The sequence below is a fragment of the Testudinibacter sp. TW-1 genome (assembly GCF_050613185.1).
Classification (GTDB): domain Bacteria; phylum Pseudomonadota; class Gammaproteobacteria; order Enterobacterales; family Pasteurellaceae; genus Chelonobacter.
The window spans coordinates 2,026,396-2,047,854 of the sequence record NZ_CP192511.1; the positions used below are offsets into that span (position 1 = coordinate 2,026,396).

A 21,459-nucleotide genomic window follows, 5' to 3' on the forward strand; every position below is an offset into this window, starting at 1 on the left:
GGCGCTTTTTATTTTATCTTTCTTTTCTTTTTGATTAACGTTTAGGAACAAAACTATGACAACGCAAAGTCCTTTATTGGAAAAACGCTTCTCGCTCAGTGCCAGAGGCAGCAATCTGCGCCAAGAGCTGATCGCCGGGTTAACCACCTTTTTGGCGATGGTGTATTCGGTGATCGTGGTGCCGAGTATGTTGAGTGACGCAGGCTTTCCGCCGGAATCGGTTTTTATCGCCACCTGTTTGGTCGCCGGTTTAGGCTCGATTTTAATCGGGTTATGGGCGAATGCGCCGATGGCAATCGGCTGTGCGATTTCATTAACCGCATTTACCGCCTACAGCTTGGTGATCGGGCAGCAAGTCAGTATTCCGGTGGCGCTGGGTGCGGTCTTTTTAATGGGCGTGGCGTTCACGCTGATCTCCGTCACCGGCATTCGCTCTTGGATTTTGCGTAACTTACCGAGCAGCATTGCCCACGGTGCCGGGATCGGAATCGGCTTGTTTTTATTACTGATCGCGGCGAATAATGTCGGTTTGGTGGTGAGCAATCCTGCCGGCTTACCGGTCAAAATGGGCGAGTTCACCTCGTTTCCGGTGATGATGTCGTTGTTAGGCTTGGCGGTGATTGTCGGTTTAGAACGTTTGCAGGTCAAAGGCGGCATTTTACTGGTGATTATTGTGATTACCTTAATCGGCTTGGCGGCTGATCCGAATGTGAGCTTCAACGGTAAAATTTTCCAAATGCCGACGTTCGGTGAAAATTCGTTGGTATTTAGCTTAGATATTATGGGCGCGTTGCAACCGGCGATTCTGCCGATTGTGTTCGCCTTAGTGATGACCGCTATTTTCGACGCAACCGGCACAATCCGCGCTGTTGCCGGACAAGCCGATTTATTAGACAAAGACGGACAAATCATCAACGGCGGCAAAGCCTTAACTTCCGATTCGGTCAGCAGCATGATGTCCGGTTTATTCGGCACTGCCCCGGCGGCGGTGTATATCGAGTCGGCGGCGGGCACTGCGGCAGGCGGCAAAACCGGGATCACGGCGATTGTGGTCGGCGTGTTGTTCCTGTTTATGCTGTTCCTGCAACCGTTGGCTTTTTTAGTGCCGAGCTATGCCACCGCACCGGCGTTGATGTATGTCGGTTTACTGATGTTGAGTAATGTCAGCAAATTGGATTTCAACGATTTTGTCGGCGCAATGAGCGGCTTAATCTGCGCGGTGTTTATCGTGCTGACCGCCAATATTGTTACCGGTATTATGTTGGGCTTTGCGTCGTTGGTGATTGGGCGTATCGTTTCCGGTGAAATCCAAAAATTAAACCTCGGTACGATTATTATTGCCGTGATTCTGGTCGGCTTCTACGCCGGTGGTTGGGCGATTTAACCTTTAACTTATCGTAAAGTACTCACCGCACTTGCAGCTGATCTGCCCCCAAAAAGTTGGACTACTTAATGAACGGATTGAGTTCGATATTGTATCGGGCTTAATCCTTTTAATCCTGTTGTTTAATAAAAACGCCCAATCCCGCCATCAGTTCATCGCCATAAAACACCAACGGCGTGCGTTGCCGTTGCCATGGCGGAATGCCGGCTTGTTGCCAAATTTTTTTAATATCTTGATTGGCTCGGTTCGGGCTTAACCGCACTTTACCGGCATAGCGAAAACGGAGTTGAATATTTTCATTATTGTTAGGTAAAGGCAGAGAAAAAATACGCTCCGCATGTTGTTGCCAAATCACATTCAGCCTGTCTGCTTGCGGCACAAACCGCACTTCGCCTAAGTCGTCGGGTAAGCGAATGTTTTGATCGAATGTAACTTCAATAATAAGCGATGAAAGATCGGCGTACGCTTCGGTTAAATATAAACGTTGTTGATAACGGCGGATAATCCGTTCACCCAATGCAAGCTGCGGCCGGCAGTCGTGGCGGGCGAAAATCAGCTGTTCGATCAGTTGATCCAATTGCCGTTGCGACGGCATGGCAACCGCACTTTGGCTGAGCCATAAACGCAATAACGCATTTTGTTTCGGACGAGAATACTCGGCGAACTGGCAAATATTGAAAGTGCGGTTTTGCGGGCAATATAACTGTTCAAACAGCGGTTGTAATAATTCTTCGATGAGTTGTTGCTGCTCGTAACAATGTTGCGCCGAACGTTGTAAAGTGCGGTCAATCGCCGCCCAGCGTTGGCGCAGTTCCGGCAGAATGCGGTTGCGCAGGAAGTTGCGATCATAGCGGTTATCTTGGTTGCTTTCGTCTTCGATCCACGTCAGATGTTGCGTTGCAACATACTGTGCCAATTGTTCACGGGAGTAGGGCAGCAATGGGCGGAAAATCGGCATTTGCCACAGTTCAGACCGCACTTGCATTGCCGCCAAGCCTTTGACTCCGCTGCCGCGTTTTAGCGCAAGCAACAGGGTTTCGCTTTGATCATTGAGGTGGTGCGCGGTGACCAAAATTTCATTATCGTTTAAATGGTGTTTAAACGCCTGATAACGTGCCTCGCGTGCGGCATCTTCCGGACTTTTTTTCGGGTCTAACCGCACTTTTTCGATCATCAACGGAATGTGAAACTGTTCAGATTGCTGCTGACAATGCTGCGCCCAGTGATCGGCATTGGGGCTTAAGCCGTGGTGAATATGAACTGCACGCAGTCGGAGTTGCGGCAGTTGTTGTTTCAGTTGGGCAAACAGCGATAAAAGTGCGGTCGAATCAAGCCCACCGCTATACGCCAACAAAAACGCGGCGTGCGTCAGCCCTTGCTGCTGCAACGTGTGGTGGAGATTGGAGAGGAGGTCTGACATACTTTATTTCTCGCTCGTATGTGGCGATTTGTTTTAAATTTCCCTTCTGCGGTGCCTGAGCGTGTATGAAATTTGTAGGGAAATTTTTCTTGTGTTTGAGGAGCGTAGCGACGAGTCTTAAAAATTTTCCGTTAAGCAAATTCATACTAAGCGAAGATCAGCACCGCAATAGGGTCGCTTTCTTTTGCTTCCTTTTCTTTGGCGAAACAAAGAAAAGGAAGTCGCCATCGGCGAAACCCGATAGTTATGTTTAATTGAATGAGATTAGTCTGAAACTAACCAATCTTAACCGCTTTATACTGGCTTTGCGGTTGCATAATCAAATGGCGGGCGGCGACGATTTGCAATTCGTATTTACCGCTTTGTTGCGTCACGCTCATCACATCATTCACCGCATTGGCGGTGTGTTCGAACGCCTCTAAATCCGATTTGCCGTTTAACAAATTCGCCAAGAACACTCCGCTGGTTAAATCGCCCACCCCGACCGGATCGCGTCCGGCAAATTCATGCAGCGGACGGCTGATGTGCCAAATGCCGTCTTGGGTTGCCAGCACCATTTCAAATTGATTGGCGTCTTTGCCGACTTTGCTTAAGTGCTTCACCAGCACTTTTTTCACGCCTTTTGCCAACAGATATTTAATCGCCTCAAGCGCGTGATCGAAATTTTCCACGCTTAAACCGCTCAACTCGCGCAATTCCACTAAATTCGGCGCAAGCAAATCCGCCGCAGGCAGGGCGTGTTCGACCAAGAATTCCGCTACGCCCGGGGCGACGATACAGCCTTTGTCAGGGTGTCCCATCACCGGATCACAAAAATAGATCGCATTCGGATTTAACGCTTTAATCCGTTTGACCGTATTCAGGATTTCTTGCCCCTGCTCGGCGGCGCCGATGTAACCGGAAAGAATGGCGTCGCATTCGTGCAAGGCGTCAATTTCTGCGATTCCTTGGGTGATTTCGGCGATTTGCTCTTTCGGAATCACCATGCCTTTCCATTTTTGATATTGGGTGTGGTTGGAAAATTGTACGGTGTTTAAAGGCCAAACATCAACCCCTAACAGTTGCATTGGCAACACCGCCGCTTTATTGCCGGCATAACCGTAAACAACATGGGACTGAATGGATAAAACGTTTTTCATTGGGTAACCTTTGATAAATAAAGAGAAAAGATAATTGGAAACATGAAGTTAATTTCAGTCAAAACATTCAGCAAGGTCTCTGGGATACAGCACTGTGAATAACAGCCAACACGACAACCTCATTCGCTTCATAACGATATACAACCCGATATTTTTCAGGGTAGATTTCGCTTGTACCGTCAGGTGGTGGTTTTCCCATTTGAGGAAACGGCGTTAGATTTTCAATGCTGTTATAGATTTTCTGTACAAGCTCAATCGCCGTTCGCATATTGGCGCGTTCAGTTAAATCATAAACGATATTATTCAAGTCATTTTGAGCTGAAATTGTATAGATAATTTTAGGCTGCAAGGCAACCTGCCTTTTCAGCCTTTAATGCGGTTTCAATGAGAGAACGATAGACTTCTTCAGAATCAACGACACGTCCGTTCTTGCAATCTTCAAGTGCTTTAGCTACTTTTTCATCACGGAATTTTTTATATTCAGCAGTCATATTTTCCATAAATTCCTCTCGTTAGCATTGCTATTTTGTTTCAATTAACATACTACAACGTAGCAGAATTGCAATCTTTCGTTCTCAATATTGCGTTAGATTTAACAATAGCCATAGCTCATCAACCGTTGATAACGGCGATCTAACAGCGATTTTTGATCTAGCACCTCGAGATCTTGCAGATCGTTTAACAAGCGTTGTTTTAACTTTTCCGCCATTAATTCTATATTACGGTGTGCGCCGCCGAGTGGTTCATCAATAATATTGTCGATTAATTTTAATTCTTTCAGCCGTTTCGCCGTAATGCCCATGGCTTCGGCGGCAAGTGAGGCTTTATCCGCGCTTTTCCACAAAATTGAGGCGCAGCCTTCAGGGGAAATAACGGAATAGGTGCTGTATTGCAACATATTCACTTTATCGCCGACACCGATTGCCAACGCACCGCCGGAACCGCCTTCGCCGATCACGGTACAGATAACCGGTACTTTTAAGGTGGACATTTCGCGCAGGTTGCGTGCAATCGCTTCCGATTGACCGCGTTCTTCCGCGCCCACGCCCGGATAGGCGCCCGGGGTGTCGATAAAGGTGATGATCGGCATTTTGAAACGTTCGGCAAGTTGCATTAAACGCAGGGCTTTGCGATAGCCTTCCGGCGCCGGCATGCCGAAATTACGTTTTACTTTGTCTTTTACGCTGCGCCCTTTTTGGTGTCCGATAATCATCACCGGTTTGCCGTCCAAACGGGCAATCCCGCCGACAATCGCTTTATCGTCGGCAAACGCACGGTCGCCGGCAAGCTCTTCAAAATCGGTAAAAATCCGCTCGATATAATCTAAGGTATAAGGGCGTTGCGGGTGGCGCGCCATTTTCGATACCTGCCACGGATCAAGGTTGGCAAAGGTTTTCTTGGTTAATTCTTCGCTTTTTTTGCGCAGCCGTTTGATTTCGTCATCAAGATTGATTTTGTCATCTTGTTGGGTAACGGAACGCAAAGATTCAATCTTGGCTTCCAGTTCGGCAATCGGTAATTCAAAATCTAAAAATTCTTGGCTCATGCGTATTCCTGCTTGGTCAATAAAGATATTTTTATGCTAATAATATCGTATTTTAAGCTATTTCTACACCTATGGCTAAATTTTATTTTCCCAATGTAACGAATCAAATTATTCAAACTCCAATTCAACCTGATCTTCGCCTAACATGCCGCTGAGCTGTTCCAGCAGATTATCGTGCGGTTGAATCCGCCATTGCGTGCCGAGTTTCAGCAGTGCGCGCCCTTGCGGACTTTGGTAATAAATATGCACCGGCATTACGCCGCCGCTGTAAGGTTCAAGGATTTGCTTAAATTCGCGGATAAAGTGCGGTGTGATTTGCTCTTGCGTCAGGCAAATTGCCAGACTTTTGGCGTAGCGGCTGCGTGCCTGATCGAGCGGCAGCAGTTCGCGCACGTTCATTTTCAAGCCTTGGGTGAAATCATCGTGGCTGACTTGCCCGCTGACGATCACGATTTGATCTTTTTCCAGATAGTCGGCGTAATTTTGCAGTGCGTCGCTAAACAGCGTGGCATCAAGCCGACCGGAACGGTCATCGAGGGTGATAATGCCTAAGCGGTTGCCTTTTTTGGTGATCGCGATACGTGAGCTGACGATCAAACCGCAGGCGGTGCTGATTTGTCCGCGGAAATTCGGTTGCAGCTCGTTAATGCGGTGCGAGCTGTAGTGCGACAGTTCTTTCAGATAACGGCTGATCGGGTGGCTGCTGAGATACAATCCTAGTGTTTCGCGTTCACCGTCCAAAATGGTTTTTTCCGACCACTTCGGCGTGTTGGCATACGCAATTTCCACTGCTTCAGGCGCTTGGGTCAGCACGCCGAACATATCGGCTTGCCCGATCGCTTCGTCTTTGGCGTGTTGATCCGAGGCCTTCAGCGCGTCTTGCAGGTTTTTTGCCAACGCGGCGCGGTGCGGTCCTAATTTGTCAAAGGCGCCGGACATAATCAGGCTGTCAAAGGTACGTTTGTTGATTTTTTTCAGATCAACCCGGGCGCACAGATCGAATAGATCTTTAAAGCGGCCGCCTTGGTTACGCGCTTCGATAATTGCGCTAATAGGACCTTCGCCCACCCCTTTGATAGCGCCGATCCCATAGACGATTTCACCTTTTTCATTCACGCTGAAGCGGTGGTTGCCATTGTTAATGTCCGGCGGGGTGACAGTTAAGCCCATATGCAAACATTCGTCGTATAAACCAACGATTTTATCGGTATTGTCCATTTCCGAGGTCATCACCGCCGCCATAAATTCGGCAGGATAGTGCGCTTTCAACCATAGGGTTTGATAGGACACCAAGGCATAAGCGGCGGAGTGGGATTTGTTAAAACCGTAACCGGCGAATTTTTCCACTAAGTCGAAAATTTTCATCGACAGTTCGCCGTCCACGCCGTTTTTAATCGCCCCTTCTTCAAACACCGAGCGCTGTTTCGCCATCTCTTCCGGTTTCTTTTTACCCATGGCACGACGCAGTAAATCCGCACCGCCCAAGGTATAACCGGCAAGAACTTGCGCAATCTGCATGACTTGCTCTTGATACAGAATAATGCCGTAGGTCGGCTCTAAAATCGGCTTCAATGAGTCGTGTTGATATTCGGCGTCAGGGTAAGAAATTTCTTCTTCACCGTGTTTGCGTCGGATGAAGTTGTCCACCATGCCCGATTGTAACGGACCGGGGCGGAACAGGGCTACCAAGGCGATAATATCTTCAAAACAGTCGGGTTTGAGGCGTTTAATCAAGTCTTTCATGCCGCGCGATTCGAGCTGGAATACGGCGGTGGTTTCCGCTTTCAGCAGCAATTCAAACGCTTTCGGATCGTCCAGCGGAATGCGTTCGATATTGACCGGCGGCTGATTTTCTTTGGTGAGGCGGGCGTTAATCATATCCACCGCCCATTTGATAATCGTCAGCGTGCGCAAGCCCAAGAAGTCAAACTTCACCAAACCGGCGTATTCGACATCGTTTTTATCGAAGTGGGTAACCGGGTGCAAGCCTTCGGGATCGCAATATAACGGCGAAAAATCAGTAATTAAGGTGGGCGAGATCACCACGCCACCGGCGTGTTTACCGGCGTTACGTGTCACCCCTTCCAGTTGGCGCGCCATGTCGATCAGGGCTTTGACTTCCTCGTCGCTGTTGTAAATTTGATCGAGCATTGGCTCTTCTTCAAAGGCTTTGGCAAGGGTCATGCCCGGCGTAGGCGGAATTAATTTAGAGATCCGATCAACAAAACCGTAAGGGTGGCTGAGCACCCGCCCGACATCGCGGATAACCGCTTTTGCCGCCATGGTGCCGAAGGTGATGATTTGCGACACCGCACCGCGACCGTACATTTCGGCAACGTGTTCGATCACCAGATCGCGCCCGTCCATACAGAAATCGACGTCAAAATCGGGCATGGAAACCCGTTCCGGATTAAGGAAACGCTCGAACAGCAGATCGAATTCCAACGGATCGAGGTCGGTAATTTTCAGCGCATATGCCACCAACGAACCCGCACCGGAACCGCGCCCCGGTCCGACCGGAATATCATTGTCTTTCGACCATTGGATAAATTCCATTACGATTAAGAAGTAACCGGGGAAGCCCATTTGGTTAATCACATCGAGTTCGATTTTTAGCCGTTCGTCATATTCCGGGCGGCGCTGTTTACGGATTTCTTCATCAGGAAACAGGGTTAACAACCGCTCTTCCAAACCTTCTTCGGAACGTTTGACCAGATAATCTTCGGTGCTGAGGTCGCCGGTCGGAAATTGCGGCAGAAAATATTCGCCCAAACGAATGGTGACGTTACAGCGTTGTGCAATCAGCAGCGTATTTTCAATCGCTTGCGGAATGTCATGGAACAGATTGCACATTTCCTGTTCGCTGCGGAAATATTGCTGTTCGCTGTAACGTTGCGGGCGTTTCGGATCATCCAGCGTGAAACTGTCGTGAATCGCAACCCGAATTTCGTGCGCCTCAAAATCTTCGGCTTTTAGAAAACAGACCTCATTGGTGGCGACCACGGGCAACAGCTGCTGCTGCGCCAGCGGCAGAACGTGCTGAATATAGCGTTCTTCGTCTTGCCGCCCGGTGCGGGTCAGGCTGAGGTAATAATGATCGGCAAAATACTGCTGATAAAAGGCAAGTGCGGTCTGAACATTGTCGGGTTGCTGTTTTAACAGGAATTTACCGACATCGCCGTTGCGGCCGCCGGATAAAATAATAATCCCGTTGCGGTGTTCTACCAGCCAATCCTGTTCGAGAATCGGTTTGTCCAGATAGCCGCGTTGATATGCCTTGGAAATCAGTAAAGTGATATTTTTATAACCGTCGTTATTTTTTGCCAGCAATGTCAGCGAAAACGGCTCGTCGCCGCTCAGTTCGCTGTGCACCAACACATCGACGCCGATAATCGGCTTCACGCCCGACGACAACGCCTCGCCGTAAAAACGTACCAAGCCGCAAAAGTTACTAAAATCGGTCAGTGCCATTGCCACCATTTGCTCGGCGGCACAGGCTTTGACCAACGGTTTGACTTTCGCCAAACCGTCGATCATCGAAAAATCACTGTGTACTTGCAAATGTACAAAACGCGGCGGCACAAGTTGTTGTGCCGCGGGCTCATTTTGGGTTATATGCTCTGTCATATGGTTGAATAAATCTAGTGAGACAAGTAAGCATTCAGATCGTCGTTTTTACGTGCGCGGCTTTCGGCGTTCGGGCGCAAATAATCTTCTTTATTCGGATCCACTTTTTTGGCTTGCTGGATCATTTTTTCAATCGTCATGCCTTGTACTAAAATCGAGAACATCACCACCGCATAGGTCATCACCAAAATCACATCGCGCACGTCCATACCGTCGATTATCGCGGTTTGCGCCGGAATTGACAACGCCATTGCCAGTGCCAGACCGCCGCGTAAGCCGCCCCAGGTCATGATTTTCAAGGTGTACGGATTATAGGTTCTGAAGCGCGTAAATACGGTATAAGGAATCAACAGGCTGATATAGCGTGCCGCCAAACAAATTGGAATGGCAAGCAGCATAAGGATAAAACTCTGCCAAGAAACATTAATCAACAATAATGCCAAACCGATTAACAGGAACAGCAGGGAGTTAAGGAAATGGTCGATCATTTCCCAAAAGTGATCCAGATAACGCTGGCTTTGTTCGGAAAAGCCTTTGCTGCGCGTCCAGTTGCCGACCATAATGCCGGACACCACCATTGCCAAGGCACCGGAAACGCCTAACGTGTTGGCAAGGATAAAACCGGCGGTCGGAATGGTCAGGGTGAGCAAAATTTCCATGCTGCCGTCATCGGTGGCGGAAATCAGCAAATGTGCCGCAAAGCCGAGCAGAAAACCAAAAATAATTCCACCGCCCGCTTCATGTACGAACAGTTCGACAATCCCGCCAACCGTCGGCTCACCGCCGCCGAAAGCAACGGTCAGGATGGTGATGAAAACAACTAAGCCGACGCCGTCGTTAAACAACGATTCCCCTTCAACTTGCATGGACAAGCGTTTTGGCGCACGCAGATTCTTGATAATTGCCAATACCGCAATCGGGTCAGTCGGGGAAATCAATGAACCGAATAACAGGCAGTAAATAAACGCAATCGGCAGTCCGATTAATTGGGCGCAGAGATAAATCAATACACCGATAATAAAGGTGGAGGCAAGGGTCGAAAACAACGCAAATACCGTAATTTCCCATTTCTGATCTTTCAGAATCGGCAATTTAATCCCCAGTGCGCCGGCGAACAGCAGAAACCCTAAAATCCCGTTTAATAAAAAACTTTTAAAATCAATTTGTTGCATAATGCCTAAGGCGAAGTTTTCAATGCTAAACCAGCCCAGCTTGCCACTGACCAATAAAAACAACGAACCGACCATTGCCGCCGCACTGATTGCAATGGTCGATTGAATGCGATGGCTGATTTTATGGGTGACAAAGCCGATTAAAATCGACAAAGCGGAAAGCAGGCAGATGTAGGTATAAATACCCATATTAAAACCTCTGGCAAAAGAAAAAGGGTTGCCGCCGAATCAGGCGAAAGTAGTGCAAATTAAAACAATTCAGCGATCAGATGTAAAGTGTTATATTGTAGCCATCCGAGATTTTTACTGACCGATAACGATTGATGAGAAAAAGAATCCGAATTTTATGCGTATTGTTCGCCGTGCTCATCGGGCTGGGCGGATATTATTTACAACCGCTCACTATTTTTACCACGCCGAAAATTGAAACCGTTAATCTGAATCCGCAGGATTACCGTCAAAGTGCGGTTGGCGAAAATATCTTGTGTTATGACCGCACTTTGCCGCTGCATGGTGAATTGCAGGCTAAAGCGCGGTATAAAATGCTGGTTTGGAATCTGCATAAAGGCGAAGATGAAGGTTGGCAGCAACGGTTGTCCGCTTATGCCGACAAGGCGGATTTTGTACTATTGCAAGAAGCCAGCCAGCAAAATCAGATCGATCGGTTGTTGTCGCAAAAAAAGTGGTTTGGTATCCACGCCGGCACATTTGCTTACCGCGAGAATATGTCGGGCGTGATGTTATTGTCGACTTTTGCGCCGCAGCGTTATTGTGTCGGCAGTGAAGCGGAACCTTGGATTCGCATTCCGAAAATCGCCGAAGCGGCGACTTATCCATTGAATGCCGACCGCACGTTGTTGGTGATTAATCTGCATTTGGTCAATTTCGAATGGAACCCGCTAAATTATTCGCGCCAACTGCGCGGGCTGTTTCACTTAGTCAGCCAACACCAAGGCCCGATTATTCTGGCGGGGGATTTTAACAGTTGGAGCGAAAGACGCCTGAATTTAATCCAACAATTGGCACGGCAATACGGATTGAATGAAGTGCGGTTTAGCCCGGACGAACGCATGCGTTTTTTGGGTAATCCGTTGGATCATATTTTTGTGCGCGGGATCCGCCTGTTCAACAGCTGGACCGAACAAACCGCCGCCTCGGATCATAATCCGTTGTTTATTGAGTTTGGGCTGGAGTAGGTTGTTAGATGGTCTGTCTTGAGCAATGAGATTTATCATTTGGCTAAATTTCACACAAGAGGTATGGTATCTACCAATGATAGCTACCGGGAGAAAGGCAATGGAAATGGCTAAAATTTTTACCAGTGGAAGAAGTCAAGCAGTGCGTTTGCCGAAAAAATACCGCTTTAATAGCGAAGAAGTGGCAATTCGACATTTTGGCAACGGCGTTTTATTACTGCCAACCGACAATCCTTGGCTGTTGATGCAAGAAGCGCTAGATGAATTTGAACCCGGTTTTTTATTGGAAAGAGCAGAACAGACGGAAGTGGAGCGCGAGGAATTATTATAATGTATATGCTTGATACTAATATTTGTATCATCAATCATAAACCGGAAAGCGTTTTTAAAAAATTCCAAACTTTTCACTTAGGGGACTTATGTATTTCCAGTATTACGGCGGCGGAATTGGCTTTCGGCGTAGAAAAATCAGGTTCAGTCAAAAATAAAGCCGCCTTAGAAAAATTTCTGGCACCGCTGGAAATGCCGGAATTTTCAGAAACGGCTATTTGGCACTATGCCAAAATTCGTGCTGATTTGGAAAAAACAGGGCGGGTTGTCGGCAGTTTAGATATGCTGATTGCAGCGCATGCGCTTGCCCAAAACAGCATTCTAGTGACCAACAACACGAAAGAATTTATGCGAATTCCGCGATTACGATTAGAAAATTGGATCAGCGGGTAATATGTTAGAGTGAGAATAATCAGTCCGATGTTTGAGCTAAATATTCTTCTTTTTTCTGTTTCACCAACTCAACCCGCCGTTTAGTCAGTTGTTCCCGGATCTGCTGTTTTTGATAACCGGCAGCAATAATTTGTTGCACGTCGGCGCTGACCGCACTTTGATAATATTCAAGGGCGATTTGTGCCTGCGGATAGTTGCTGTTTTCGAAACCTAAACGCCCGCGGCTGTCGGCAAGGCAGACGGTGATTAAATGCCGTAGATTTTCCGGCTTGCGCCAGGCGTCAATCCGGTCAAAAAAGCGCACGATAGTTTGCGCTTTCATCTCTTGAATGCGGTGGATGTGGGTATGATAGCGACAAGCTAACACGGCTAAATCACGATATTGATTTGGGACTTTTAGCCGTTGGCACAGCTGCTGAATGGGGGCGACGCCGCGTTCTTCGTGTCCGTGATGGTGCGGTAAGTGATCTTTGGGCGATAAGGCTTTGCCGAGGTCGTGGCAGAGTGCGGCAAAACGCACGGCAACCGCACTTTGCGGCGTTTCTGCCGTGAGCGTGGCAGCTTGTTCCAGCACCATTAGCGTGTGAATACCGCTGTCGATTTCGGGATGGTGTTTCTCCGGATTCGGCACGCCGAACAGCGCATTAATTTCGGGGAATAATACCGCCAACGCACCGCAGGCACGCAACGTTCGGAAGTAGATTTGCGGTGAGTCGGTGCTTAATGCTTTTTCGGTTTCCAGCCAAACGCGTTCGGCGCTCAAATGCTGCAATTCCCCGCCGGCGCTAATTTGTTGCATTAATTGCAGCGTTTCCGGCGCAATCTCAAAACCGAGCTTCGCAAAGCGCGCGTGAAAGCGCGCCACCCGCAGTACACGCAGCGGATCTTCCGCAAAGGCAGGCGAGACATGGCGTAAAGTGCGGTTTTTTAAATCTTGAATGCCGTGATAGGGATCGATTAATTCGCCGTTTTCCGCTTGCGCAATCGCATTAATCGTGAGATCTCGGCGCAGCAGATCTTGTTCTAAACTGATGTCCGGGGTGAAATCGACCGTAAACCCCTGATAGCCGTATCCGCTTTTGCGTTCGGTGCGGGCGAGGGCGTGTTCCTCTTTGCTTTGCGGGTGAAGAAAAACCGGGAAGTCTTGCCCGACTTGCTGATAACCGCACTTTAGCAGTTGATGGGGGGTGGCGCCGACCACCACCCAGTCGCGATCCTGAACCGCTAAACCGAGCAGCTGATCACGCACTGCGCCGCCGACCAAATAAGTTTGAAAGTGCGGTTCCGTTGCCATACTGTATTATGCCCACCCGTCATTGCGACGGCGGCGACGCGGTATGATATTCGGTAAAATCAAGCCGAGCAGCAAGCCGACCAACATCACCGAACCGCCATAGATAAACCAACGAATGATGATTTCTTGTTTTTCTGCGCTGAGCAAGGCTTCATACTCTTTATTTTTGTTATTGCTGATTTCCAACTGGCGTTTTAATTGGGTGTTTTGTTCTAATAACTGGCTGCTTTGCGTTTCCGATTGGCGGGTGCGGCGTTGCATTTCGGAAACCCGTTGCTGCCATTCTTCATCAATCTTATTCAGTTTTAAGCTCAATTCTTGGATTTGATTTTTTAACGCGGGAATTTGAATTTTAGCGCTGGGTTCGCTTGAGAGATCACTGGTTAAAATCCAAGCGTCGCGGTTCCGGCTGTCGCGAATTTGCGTGTATTTATCTTTTTGTGCCAAAACGGTGACTTTTTCACCGGATTTAATCGAACCGGCGATACGGTATTCATCACCGGCGCCGCGGCGTAGGTAGGTGCTTAATTCTTCGGTGACATAACGGGTTTCGGCAATGGCTTGGCTGCTGAGTAACAGCGTAGTGCCGATTAATAGGGCGTTGAATAGTTTTTTCATGGATGGGTTTCCGATCATTTTTCCTAGGGTAACAAGTTACCCTAGGCAACATATAATTTAACCCCTTTGGGATTGTTAAATACGGTTAAATAAAAATTGCGTGTAGAATATAGTAGAAAATAATAGCAAAAATTGCCCCCGCCGGTAAAGTCACAATCCAAGAAGCAAAAATATTGCGGATTACATTCAGATTCAACGCTGCGATTCCGCGCGCAAAACCAACCCCTAACACTGCGCCGACTAAGGTTTGCGTAGTCGAAATCGGTAAGCCGGTGCCGGAGGCAATCACCACGGTAATCGCACAGGCAAATTCCGCCGAAAAGCCGCGGCTTGGGGTGAGATCGGTAATCCCGCCGCCGATAGTGCCCATCACCTTGTAGCCCATCACCGCTAAGCCAATCACGATACCGACCGCGCCTAACGGCAGAATCCACCACGCAAGTGCGGTTTTTGCGGTGATTACGCCGCCGTGTTCGACAATGGATACGACCGCGGATAATGGTCCAATCGCATTGGCAACGTCATTTGAACCGTGGGCAAACGCCATCGAACATGCGGTGAGCAACATCAGGATACTGAATACTTTCTCTACGCCACCGAAAGCCCCGCCTTGTACGCGATTTTTAAATGCGTCGCTGCGGAAATAAAAATAACAGAATATGATTGATGCCACGCAAATTGTCAGTGAAATCAGAAAGGTCTGCATGCCGTTCAGGTGTAAGCCGACGTGTTTTAAGCCTTTGGTCATGGTGACAATGCTGAGGATAAATGTGGTCAGCCCCATATAGAACGGGCCGTATTTTTTCGCATTATCCATTGGATTTTCCGTGTCGAAAATCAACCGTTGGGTGCTGATAAAAATAGTGTAGGCAACGATACCCGAAATAATCGGCGTAATGAACCAGCTGCCGACAATCCCTTTCACCGAACCCCAATCGACGGCGTGCGGCCCGATGGTGACACAGGCGAAGCCGATGATTGCACCGATAATCGAGTGGGTGGTTGATACCGGCCAGCCCATATAGGAGGCGATTAACAACCAAGCGCCGGCGGAAAACAATGCCGACATCATGCCGAGAATCAATACTTCCGGCACGGCAGTGAATAAGCTCGGATCGATAATCCCGCTCTTAATGGTTTCGGTGACCTCGCCGCCGGCCAAATAGGCGCCGGCGAATTCAAATATCATTGCGATTAAAATCGCCTGTTTGACGGTAATGGTGCCGGAACCGACCGAAGTTCCCATGGCATTGGATACGTCGTTGGCGCCGATACCAAACGCCATTAAAAGTCCTGCGATAGCCGTAATAATCACTACGGTGCTACCATATTGGGCAATAAATTCCATACAAAATCCTTATTATTGTTGTTTTGGGGATTAAGAGCGGGCGAGCATTAACTCAATACGGGAACCGACACGCTGCGCCTGATCAGCCAATACGCCAATCCATTCTAAAATTTTATACAAGAAAATGACATCGACCGGTTTGTATTGGTCTTCGATTGCCAACAACTGGCGGCGTAACTGGATTTGCTGGCTGTCGGTATCGTCTTCGATTTTATCCAGTTCATTAATCATTTTGTTGACGAAATTCACTTCACGCCCTTTGAAACCGGTTTCCAACAGTTCGTCCATTTCATCAATCACCAACGATGCTTGGTGGGTTGCGTCCAAACTGCGTTTCAGGTATTCCAAAAATTCGGCTTGCAGGGCTTGAGGAATACACAAATTACGCCCGATTACGCGCCCGGCGATATCTTTGGCATAGTTCGCCAATTTATCCTGTTGTGTCACCAGCTCTAATAAATCGGTGCGTTCCACCGGCATAAATAAGCCGCGTGGCAGTTTTAAACGAATTTCACGTTTCAACGTGTCGGCTTCTTTTTCGGCTTCAGAGATTTTTCGTCTTAATTCTTCCGCCTGTGCCCAGTCATTATTAAAAGTGGCTTCGAAGAACGGCACCAAAATATCACAGCATTCGCTGACTTTGTTTGAGTGCTTTTGTAACGGTTTGAGTGGGGATTGAGCAAATAAACCCAAGATATTGTTGATTGGCATAGCATTAACTCCAATATACGATAAAATGATGGTATAGACGTATCAATTCGCTGGCAATCATACCCGAAAGCACAGCATAACTCACGATTTTAATTTGAGATAACAGCATTTTTTGCTAAATTGTAACCAATTTGTCACATTATAAGGCCGATGTATGAGCGCGGAAATAGAATTAAAACTGCTGGTTAACCAAGAATTCGCCACTTTTTTGAGTAAAGAAATGGCGAGCTTTAATGTGCTATCTCACACCCAACAAATTTTAGGCAACTGCTATTATGACACGCCCGATGACTTTTTTTCCAGCCGACGCATGGGGTTGCGGGTCAGAACGATCAACGAACAATTTATTTTAACCCTGAAAACCGATGGCGAGGTGATCGGAGGGTTGCATATGCGTCCTGAATATGACGTGGAATTGGACAGTGCGGTGCCACGGTTGCAGGGATTAAGCCGTTTTGGCGATTTGCAGTTAGCCCGCCCGTTAGCCGAACTGCAAGCGGAACTGAAACCGATTTTCAGCACCGACTTTTTGCGCCAAGCTTGGGTGATTGAATTAGGCAACGGTGCCAATATCGAAGTGGCGCTGGATCAGGGCGAAATCGAAGCCAATGATCGGATTGAACCGATTTGCGAAGTGGAATTTGAGCTGAAACACGGTTCGGTTGATGATTTATTGACGTTTGTCGAACAATTAAGCCTAAGCGACGGCATTCGCTTGGGAGCGGTGAACAAAGCCAAACGCGGCTATCAACTCGCCGGGGTACTGCCGTTGCAACCCTTTGATTGGCAGGCGGAGTGGCAAAACTTACCGTTGGCAGATCCGTCGCCAAGTGCGGTTTTGACCGCACTTTTAGCCTACGAACAACGCTTAACCGACTATTATGCCGAGTTATTGACCGGCGGCGAATTGTCGGCGGAAATCGTGGATTCGGGTTTGGCGGCGTTTGCCGCGCTATACGCCTATTACGACCAACACCAAGCGTTGCTATGGCAAGCCTATGAACGAGTGCCGTCTAAAGTGCGGTTGGATGATGAGTCAATTAATGAATTTATTGAGTTAAATCAGCGGGTGTTAGCCAAAGTCAACGAATTACAGCGCAGCGCGCATACGCCGAACCGCACTTTGTATTGTTATGAGTTATTACATCGTGGCAACGGCGTAAAACGCCAACTCCATTTAATTAAACTCACGCTTAACGCTTAGGAAAAACGGATAACAACATGGCAAAAGCCCCGAAAAAAGCCTATGTCTGTAACGACTGCGGCGCAGATTACGCCCGTTGGCAAGGGCAGTGCAGCGCCTGTAAAGCGTGGAACACCATCAGCGAAGTGCGCTTGGTCAGCACGGTATCGAAAGGCGACCGTTTCAGCGGTTATGCCGGCGAAACGGCGGCGAAAGTGCAAACCCTATCCGAAATCAGCTTACAAGAAACGCCACGCTTCAGCAGCCGTTTCAGCGAGCTGGATCGCGTGTTGGGCGGCGGCATTGTGCCGGGCAGCGCGATTTTAATCGGTGGACACCCCGGCGCAGGCAAAAGTACCTTATTATTGCAAGTGATGTGTACCTTAGCCGAGCAAATGCCGACCTTATATGTCACCGGTGAGGAATCGTTGCAACAGGTGGCAATGCGCGCCAACCGTTTGGGGCTACCGAGCGATAAACTCAGGCTGTTATCCGAAACCGCCGTCGAACAGATTTGTAATATCGCCGATCAAGAAAAGCCGAAAGTGATTGTGATCGACTCGATCCAAGTCATGCACTTGGCGGATATTCAGTCCTCCCCCGGCAGCGTGGCGCAGGTGCGCGAGTGCGCGGCGTTTTTGACCCGTTATGCCAAAACCAAACAAGTGGCGATTATTATGGTCGGGCACGTCACCAAAGACGGCACGCTTGCCGGTCCGAAAGTGCTAGAGCATTGTATCGACTGCTCGATTTTGCTCGAAGGCGAAGCCGATTCACGCTACCGCACTTTGCGTAGCCATAAAAACCGTTTTGGCGCAGTGAATGAATTGGGGGTGTTCGCCATGACCGAACAGGGCTTGCGCGAAGTGAAAAACCCGTCGGCGATTTTCCTCAGCCGAGGCGAGGAACAGACCTCCGGCAGCTCGGTGATGGTGTTGTGGGAGGGAACCCGCCCGTTATTGGTTGAAATCCAAGCGTTGGTCGATCACTCCATGCTTGCCAATCCGCGCCGGGTCGCAGTCGGTTTGGAGCAAAACCGTTTGGCATTATTACTAGCGGTGTTGCACCGTCACGGCAATGTGCAAATGTCCGATCAAGATGTGTTTGTCAATGTGGTCGGTGGGGTAAAAGTGACGGAAACCGGTGCGGATTTGGCGTTATTATTGGCGTTAATCTCCAGTTTCCGCAATCGTCCGTTGCCGCAAGATTTGGTAGTGTTCGGCGAAGTCGGCTTGGCAGGAGAAATCCGCCCGGTCACCAGCGGACAAGAGCGGATCAGCGAAGCGGCAAAACACGGTTTTCGCCGTGCGATTGTGCCGTTCGCCAACAAACCGAAACACAATATCGATCAAATGCAGGTGTTTACGGTGAAAAAACTTGCCGACGCGCTAGCGGTATTGGACGATTTTTAGGAATAAGCGATGAAGCAAACCAGTGTAGTCAACGCCTTTGCCGACGACGGCATTTTAAGCCGCCATATCCGCCAATTCCGTCCGCGTCAAGAGCAGGTGGAAATGGCGCAGGCGGTCGAACAGGCGATCAAACAACAAGCGCAACTGGTGATCGAAGCCGGCACCGGCACGGGCAAAACCTTTGCTTATCTTGTGCCGGCGATGTTGTCGGGCAAAAAAACCATCATTTCCACCGGTTCGAAAAATTTACAGGATCAACTGTTTAAGCGCGATCTGCCGACCATTCAAAAAGCCTTGGGCTACAGCGGCAAACTGGCGTTGCTCAAAGGGCGCGCCAATTATCTCTGTTTAGAACGCTTGGATAAACTGATTGCCGACGGCGTATTGGGCGATAAATCGGTGTTGGCGCAGTTGTCGGTGGTGCGTAAATGGCAAGCGGCAACCGAAAACGGCGATCTCAGCGAATGCGCCGCTTTGCCGGAAGACAGCCCGATTTTTCCGCAACTCACCAGCACCAGCGAAAGCTGTTTAGGCAGCGATTGCCCGAATTACGCGGAGTGTTATGTTGCCAAAGCGCGCAAAAAAGCGCTGGAAGCCGATCTGGTGGTGGTCAATCACCATCTGTTTTGTGCCGATATGGCGGTGAAAGAGAGCGGTTTCGGCGAGCTGATTCCCGAAGCAAAAATCGTGATTTTCGATGAGGCGCACCAACTGCCGGATATTGCCAGCCAATATTTCGGACAGTCGATCACCTCGCGCCAACTGTTCGATCTCAGCCGTGATATTCATATTTGCTACCGCACCGAAGTCAAAGATCTGAAACAGCTTGGCACGGCGGCGGATCATTTGAATAAAGTGGTGCAGGATTTCCGCCTGATGATGGGCGAAGGCAATTTACGCGGCAATTTGCGTGAATTGTTAACTCAAAGTGCGGTACAAAAAGCGGTGCGGCATTTGCAAGAAAATCTGGATTTTGTACAAGATGTGGTCAAATTGGCGTTGGGACGTTCGCAGACGTTAGATAGCATTTTTGAACGTATTACTGCGATTCAAGCGCAATTGAAACGGATTTTGGACACTTCGATCACCGGCTATTGTTATTGGTATGAAACCTTTAACCGCCAATTCGGTCTGCACCTCACGCCACTGACGGTGGCGGACAAATTCGGCGAGCAGTTGCAGCAACAAAAAGCCGGTTGGATTTTCACCTCCGCCACCTTGGAAGTGGGCGGCAGTTTCGACTTTTTTTGTGAACGCATGGGCATTCAAACCCGCCAGCAGAAAGTATTGCCGTCGCCGTTTGATTATCCGCAACAATCGCTGTTGTGTGTGCCGCGTTTCCTGCCGGGCAGCAACCAGCAGCAAACCCTGCAACGCTTGGGCGAAATGTTGTTACCGGTGATCGAAGCCAACCAAGGCCGTTGTTTTTTGCTGTGCACTTCTTATATGATGATGCGCGGCTTGGCGGAATATCTGCGCGAACACAGCGAACTGTCGGTGTTGTTACAGGGGGAAATGGCGAAAGCGCGCTTGTTGGAAAAATTTACCCAAGAGAGCCATTCGGTGTTGGTCGCCACCGCCAGTTTTTGGGAAGGGGTTGATGTGCGCGGTGACGCTTTGTCGCTGGTGATTATCGACAAATTGCCGTTCAGTGCGCCCGATGAACCATTATTAAAAGCACGGATTGAAGATTGCCGTTTGAAAGGCGGTGATCCGTTTAATCAGGTGCAACTGCCCAGTGCGGTGATCAGCTTAAAACAGGGCGTGGGGCGACTGATCCGTGATGTGACCGATCGCGGTGCGGTGATTATTTGCGATTCGCGCTTAGTCATGCGCCCTTACGGCGCAACCTTTTTGAAAAGCTTGCCCAATTCAACGCGCACGCGCAGTTTGGACAAAGTGATTGAATTTTTGAAGAAGACAAAACAATGAGCAAAACGATTTTATTGGCAATCGACACCGCAACCGAAGCCTGCTCGGTGGCGTTATCCTACAACGGTGGGATTTTAGCGCAGGACGAACTTAGCCCGAAAGCACATACTCGCCGTATTTTGCCGATGGTTGATGAGATTTTAGCCGAAGCCGGTATCCGCTTAAACCAAGTGGATGCCTTGGTATTTGGGCGTGGACCGGGCAGTTTCACCGGCGTGCGTATCGGCTGCGGCATCGTGCAAGGCTTGGCATTAGGCGCAGAGTTGCCGGTGATTCCGATTTCCAATTTAACCGCAATGGCGCAAGCGGCGTATCAAACGCAGGGTAGTGAAACCGTGCTGGCGGCGATTGACGCGCGCATGAACGAAGTCTATTTTTCCGCGTTACGCTACCAACCGCAGTCGATTGATAATCAAGCCTACGCGGCTTGGGAAACCGTGATCGACGAACAGGTTTTGCCGCCGGAAGATGTGTTGCAACAAGTGGCGCAACTGGAAAGGCAAAGTGCGGTCTTTGTCGGTGCGGCTTGCGTGGGAACCGGCTGGGCGGCGTATCCGCAATTTGAACGGACTACCGCGCCGTTAAATAAATGTGATATTCTGTTGCCATCGGCGCAGTATATGTTGCCGTTGGCGCAGTTAGCGTGGCAACAACAGAATTATTCGACGGCACTGGCGATTGAGCCGGTCTATCTGCGCAATCAAGTGACGTGGAAAAAACTTCCCGGACGGGAGTGATTAGGTAAGATGGTTTG

General features: G+C 49.0%; 19 protein-coding genes. 8 read left to right on the forward strand and 11 right to left on the reverse strand.

All coding sequences use genetic code 11. The annotated features are described in order from the left end of the window. The first annotated feature begins 55 nt into the window (after positions 1-55). Entirely contained in the window at positions 56-1,384 is a 1,329-nt protein-coding gene (locus ACQ31U_RS09720) for an NCS2 family permease (RefSeq protein WP_431051551.1), read from the forward strand. A 109-nt stretch (positions 1,385-1,493) separates the two neighbouring features. On the opposite strand, the gene tilS is transcribed toward ACQ31U_RS09720, so the two are convergent. The 7 genes from tilS to ACQ31U_RS09755 form a co-directional block, all read right to left on the reverse strand. Continuing rightward, positions 1,494-2,804, reverse strand: coding sequence for a tRNA lysidine(34) synthetase TilS (gene tilS / locus ACQ31U_RS09725; RefSeq protein ID WP_431051553.1), 1,311 nt, complete (start codon positions 2,802-2,804; stop codon positions 1,494-1,496). 275 nt (positions 2,805-3,079) lie between these two features. Further along, the gene (gene pdxY, locus ACQ31U_RS09730; RefSeq protein WP_431051554.1) at positions 3,080-3,943 is read right to left on the reverse strand and encodes a pyridoxal kinase PdxY; all 864 of its coding nucleotides are present in this window, start codon (positions 3,941-3,943) and stop codon (positions 3,080-3,082) included. A gap of 67 nt (positions 3,944-4,010) precedes the next feature. Next, positions 4,011-4,292, reverse strand: coding sequence for a type II toxin-antitoxin system RelE/ParE family toxin (locus ACQ31U_RS09735; protein WP_431051556.1), 282 nt, complete (start codon positions 4,290-4,292; stop codon positions 4,011-4,013). Next, positions 4,282-4,443, reverse strand: coding sequence for a hypothetical protein (locus tag ACQ31U_RS09740; RefSeq protein WP_431051558.1), 162 nt, complete (start codon positions 4,441-4,443; stop codon positions 4,282-4,284). Before ACQ31U_RS09740 ends, ACQ31U_RS09735 begins: the two co-directional genes overlap by 11 nt. Positions 4,444-4,535: 92 nt before the next feature. Then, positions 4,536-5,489 carry an acetyl-CoA carboxylase carboxyl transferase subunit alpha gene (gene accA / locus ACQ31U_RS09745; protein WP_431051559.1) on the reverse strand — a complete coding sequence of 318 codons (954 nt, stop codon included), beginning with the start codon at positions 5,487-5,489 and terminating at the stop codon, positions 4,536-4,538. Between the two features lie 108 nt (positions 5,490-5,597). Further along, positions 5,598-9,116 (reverse strand): DNA polymerase III subunit alpha, encoded by a 3,519-nt coding sequence (gene dnaE, locus ACQ31U_RS09750; protein ID WP_431051561.1) that lies wholly within the window; start codon positions 9,114-9,116, stop codon positions 5,598-5,600. Positions 9,117-9,130: 14 nt separating this feature from the next. Next, positions 9,131-10,477, reverse strand: a complete 1,347-nt coding sequence (locus ACQ31U_RS09755) for a cation:proton antiporter (protein ID WP_431051563.1) — start codon at positions 10,475-10,477, stop codon at positions 9,131-9,133. A 134-nt stretch (positions 10,478-10,611) separates the two neighbouring features. Here ACQ31U_RS09755 and ACQ31U_RS09760 point away from each other — a divergent pair, with 134 nt between their 5' ends. From ACQ31U_RS09760 to vapC, 3 genes are all read left to right on the forward strand, one after another. Continuing rightward, positions 10,612-11,484 (forward strand): endonuclease/exonuclease/phosphatase family protein, encoded by an 873-nt coding sequence (locus ACQ31U_RS09760; protein ID WP_431051565.1) that lies wholly within the window; start codon positions 10,612-10,614, stop codon positions 11,482-11,484. Positions 11,485-11,590: 106 nt separating this feature from the next. Then, positions 11,591-11,815 carry an antitoxin gene (locus tag ACQ31U_RS09765; protein ID WP_431051567.1) on the forward strand — a complete coding sequence of 75 codons (225 nt, stop codon included), beginning with the start codon at positions 11,591-11,593 and terminating at the stop codon, positions 11,813-11,815. Next, entirely contained in the window at positions 11,815-12,207 is a 393-nt protein-coding gene (vapC, locus tag ACQ31U_RS09770; protein ID WP_431051569.1) for a type II toxin-antitoxin system tRNA(fMet)-specific endonuclease VapC, read from the forward strand. Before ACQ31U_RS09765 ends, vapC begins: the two co-directional genes overlap by 1 nt. Positions 12,208-12,226: 19 nt before the next feature. On the opposite strand, the gene ACQ31U_RS09775 is transcribed toward vapC, so the two are convergent. The 4 genes from ACQ31U_RS09775 to ACQ31U_RS09790 all read right to left on the reverse strand — a co-directional run bounded on the left by ACQ31U_RS09775 (position 12,227) and on the right by ACQ31U_RS09790 (position 16,178). Further along, positions 12,227-13,501 carry a multifunctional CCA addition/repair protein gene (locus ACQ31U_RS09775; RefSeq protein WP_431051571.1) on the reverse strand — a complete coding sequence of 425 codons (1,275 nt, stop codon included), beginning with the start codon at positions 13,499-13,501 and terminating at the stop codon, positions 12,227-12,229. A gap of 6 nt (positions 13,502-13,507) precedes the next feature. Beyond that, a complete protein-coding gene (locus ACQ31U_RS09780; RefSeq protein WP_431051573.1) occupies positions 13,508-14,119 on the reverse strand; it encodes a TIGR04211 family SH3 domain-containing protein in 612 nt (203 codons plus the stop codon). Between the two features lie 85 nt (positions 14,120-14,204). After that, positions 14,205-15,467 (reverse strand): inorganic phosphate transporter, encoded by a 1,263-nt coding sequence (locus ACQ31U_RS09785; protein WP_431051575.1) that lies wholly within the window; start codon positions 15,465-15,467, stop codon positions 14,205-14,207. Between the two features lie 30 nt (positions 15,468-15,497). Then, positions 15,498-16,178: a TIGR00153 family protein gene (locus tag ACQ31U_RS09790; protein WP_431051577.1), complete on the reverse strand. Its 681-nt coding sequence runs from the start codon at positions 16,176-16,178 to the stop codon at positions 15,498-15,500. A 154-nt stretch (positions 16,179-16,332) separates the two neighbouring features. Between ACQ31U_RS09790 and ACQ31U_RS09795 the strand changes: the two genes are divergently transcribed. From ACQ31U_RS09795 to tsaB, 4 genes are read left to right on the forward strand one after another with little or no spacing between them, the layout of a single operon-like run. Beyond that, a complete protein-coding gene (locus ACQ31U_RS09795) occupies positions 16,333-17,382 on the forward strand; it encodes an inorganic triphosphatase (RefSeq protein WP_431051579.1) in 1,050 nt (349 codons plus the stop codon). Positions 17,383-17,399: 17 nt separating this feature from the next. Next, positions 17,400-18,773, forward strand: coding sequence for a DNA repair protein RadA (radA, locus tag ACQ31U_RS09800; protein ID WP_431051581.1), 1,374 nt, complete (start codon positions 17,400-17,402; stop codon positions 18,771-18,773). Positions 18,774-18,782: 9 nt separating this feature from the next. Further along, positions 18,783-20,705 (forward strand): ATP-dependent DNA helicase, encoded by a 1,923-nt coding sequence (locus ACQ31U_RS09805; RefSeq protein ID WP_431051583.1) that lies wholly within the window; start codon positions 18,783-18,785, stop codon positions 20,703-20,705. Continuing rightward, entirely contained in the window at positions 20,702-21,442 is a 741-nt protein-coding gene (gene tsaB / locus ACQ31U_RS09810) for a tRNA (adenosine(37)-N6)-threonylcarbamoyltransferase complex dimerization subunit type 1 TsaB (RefSeq protein ID WP_431051585.1), read from the forward strand. Before ACQ31U_RS09805 ends, tsaB begins: the two co-directional genes overlap by 4 nt. The last annotated feature ends 17 nt before the right edge of the window (positions 21,443-21,459 follow it).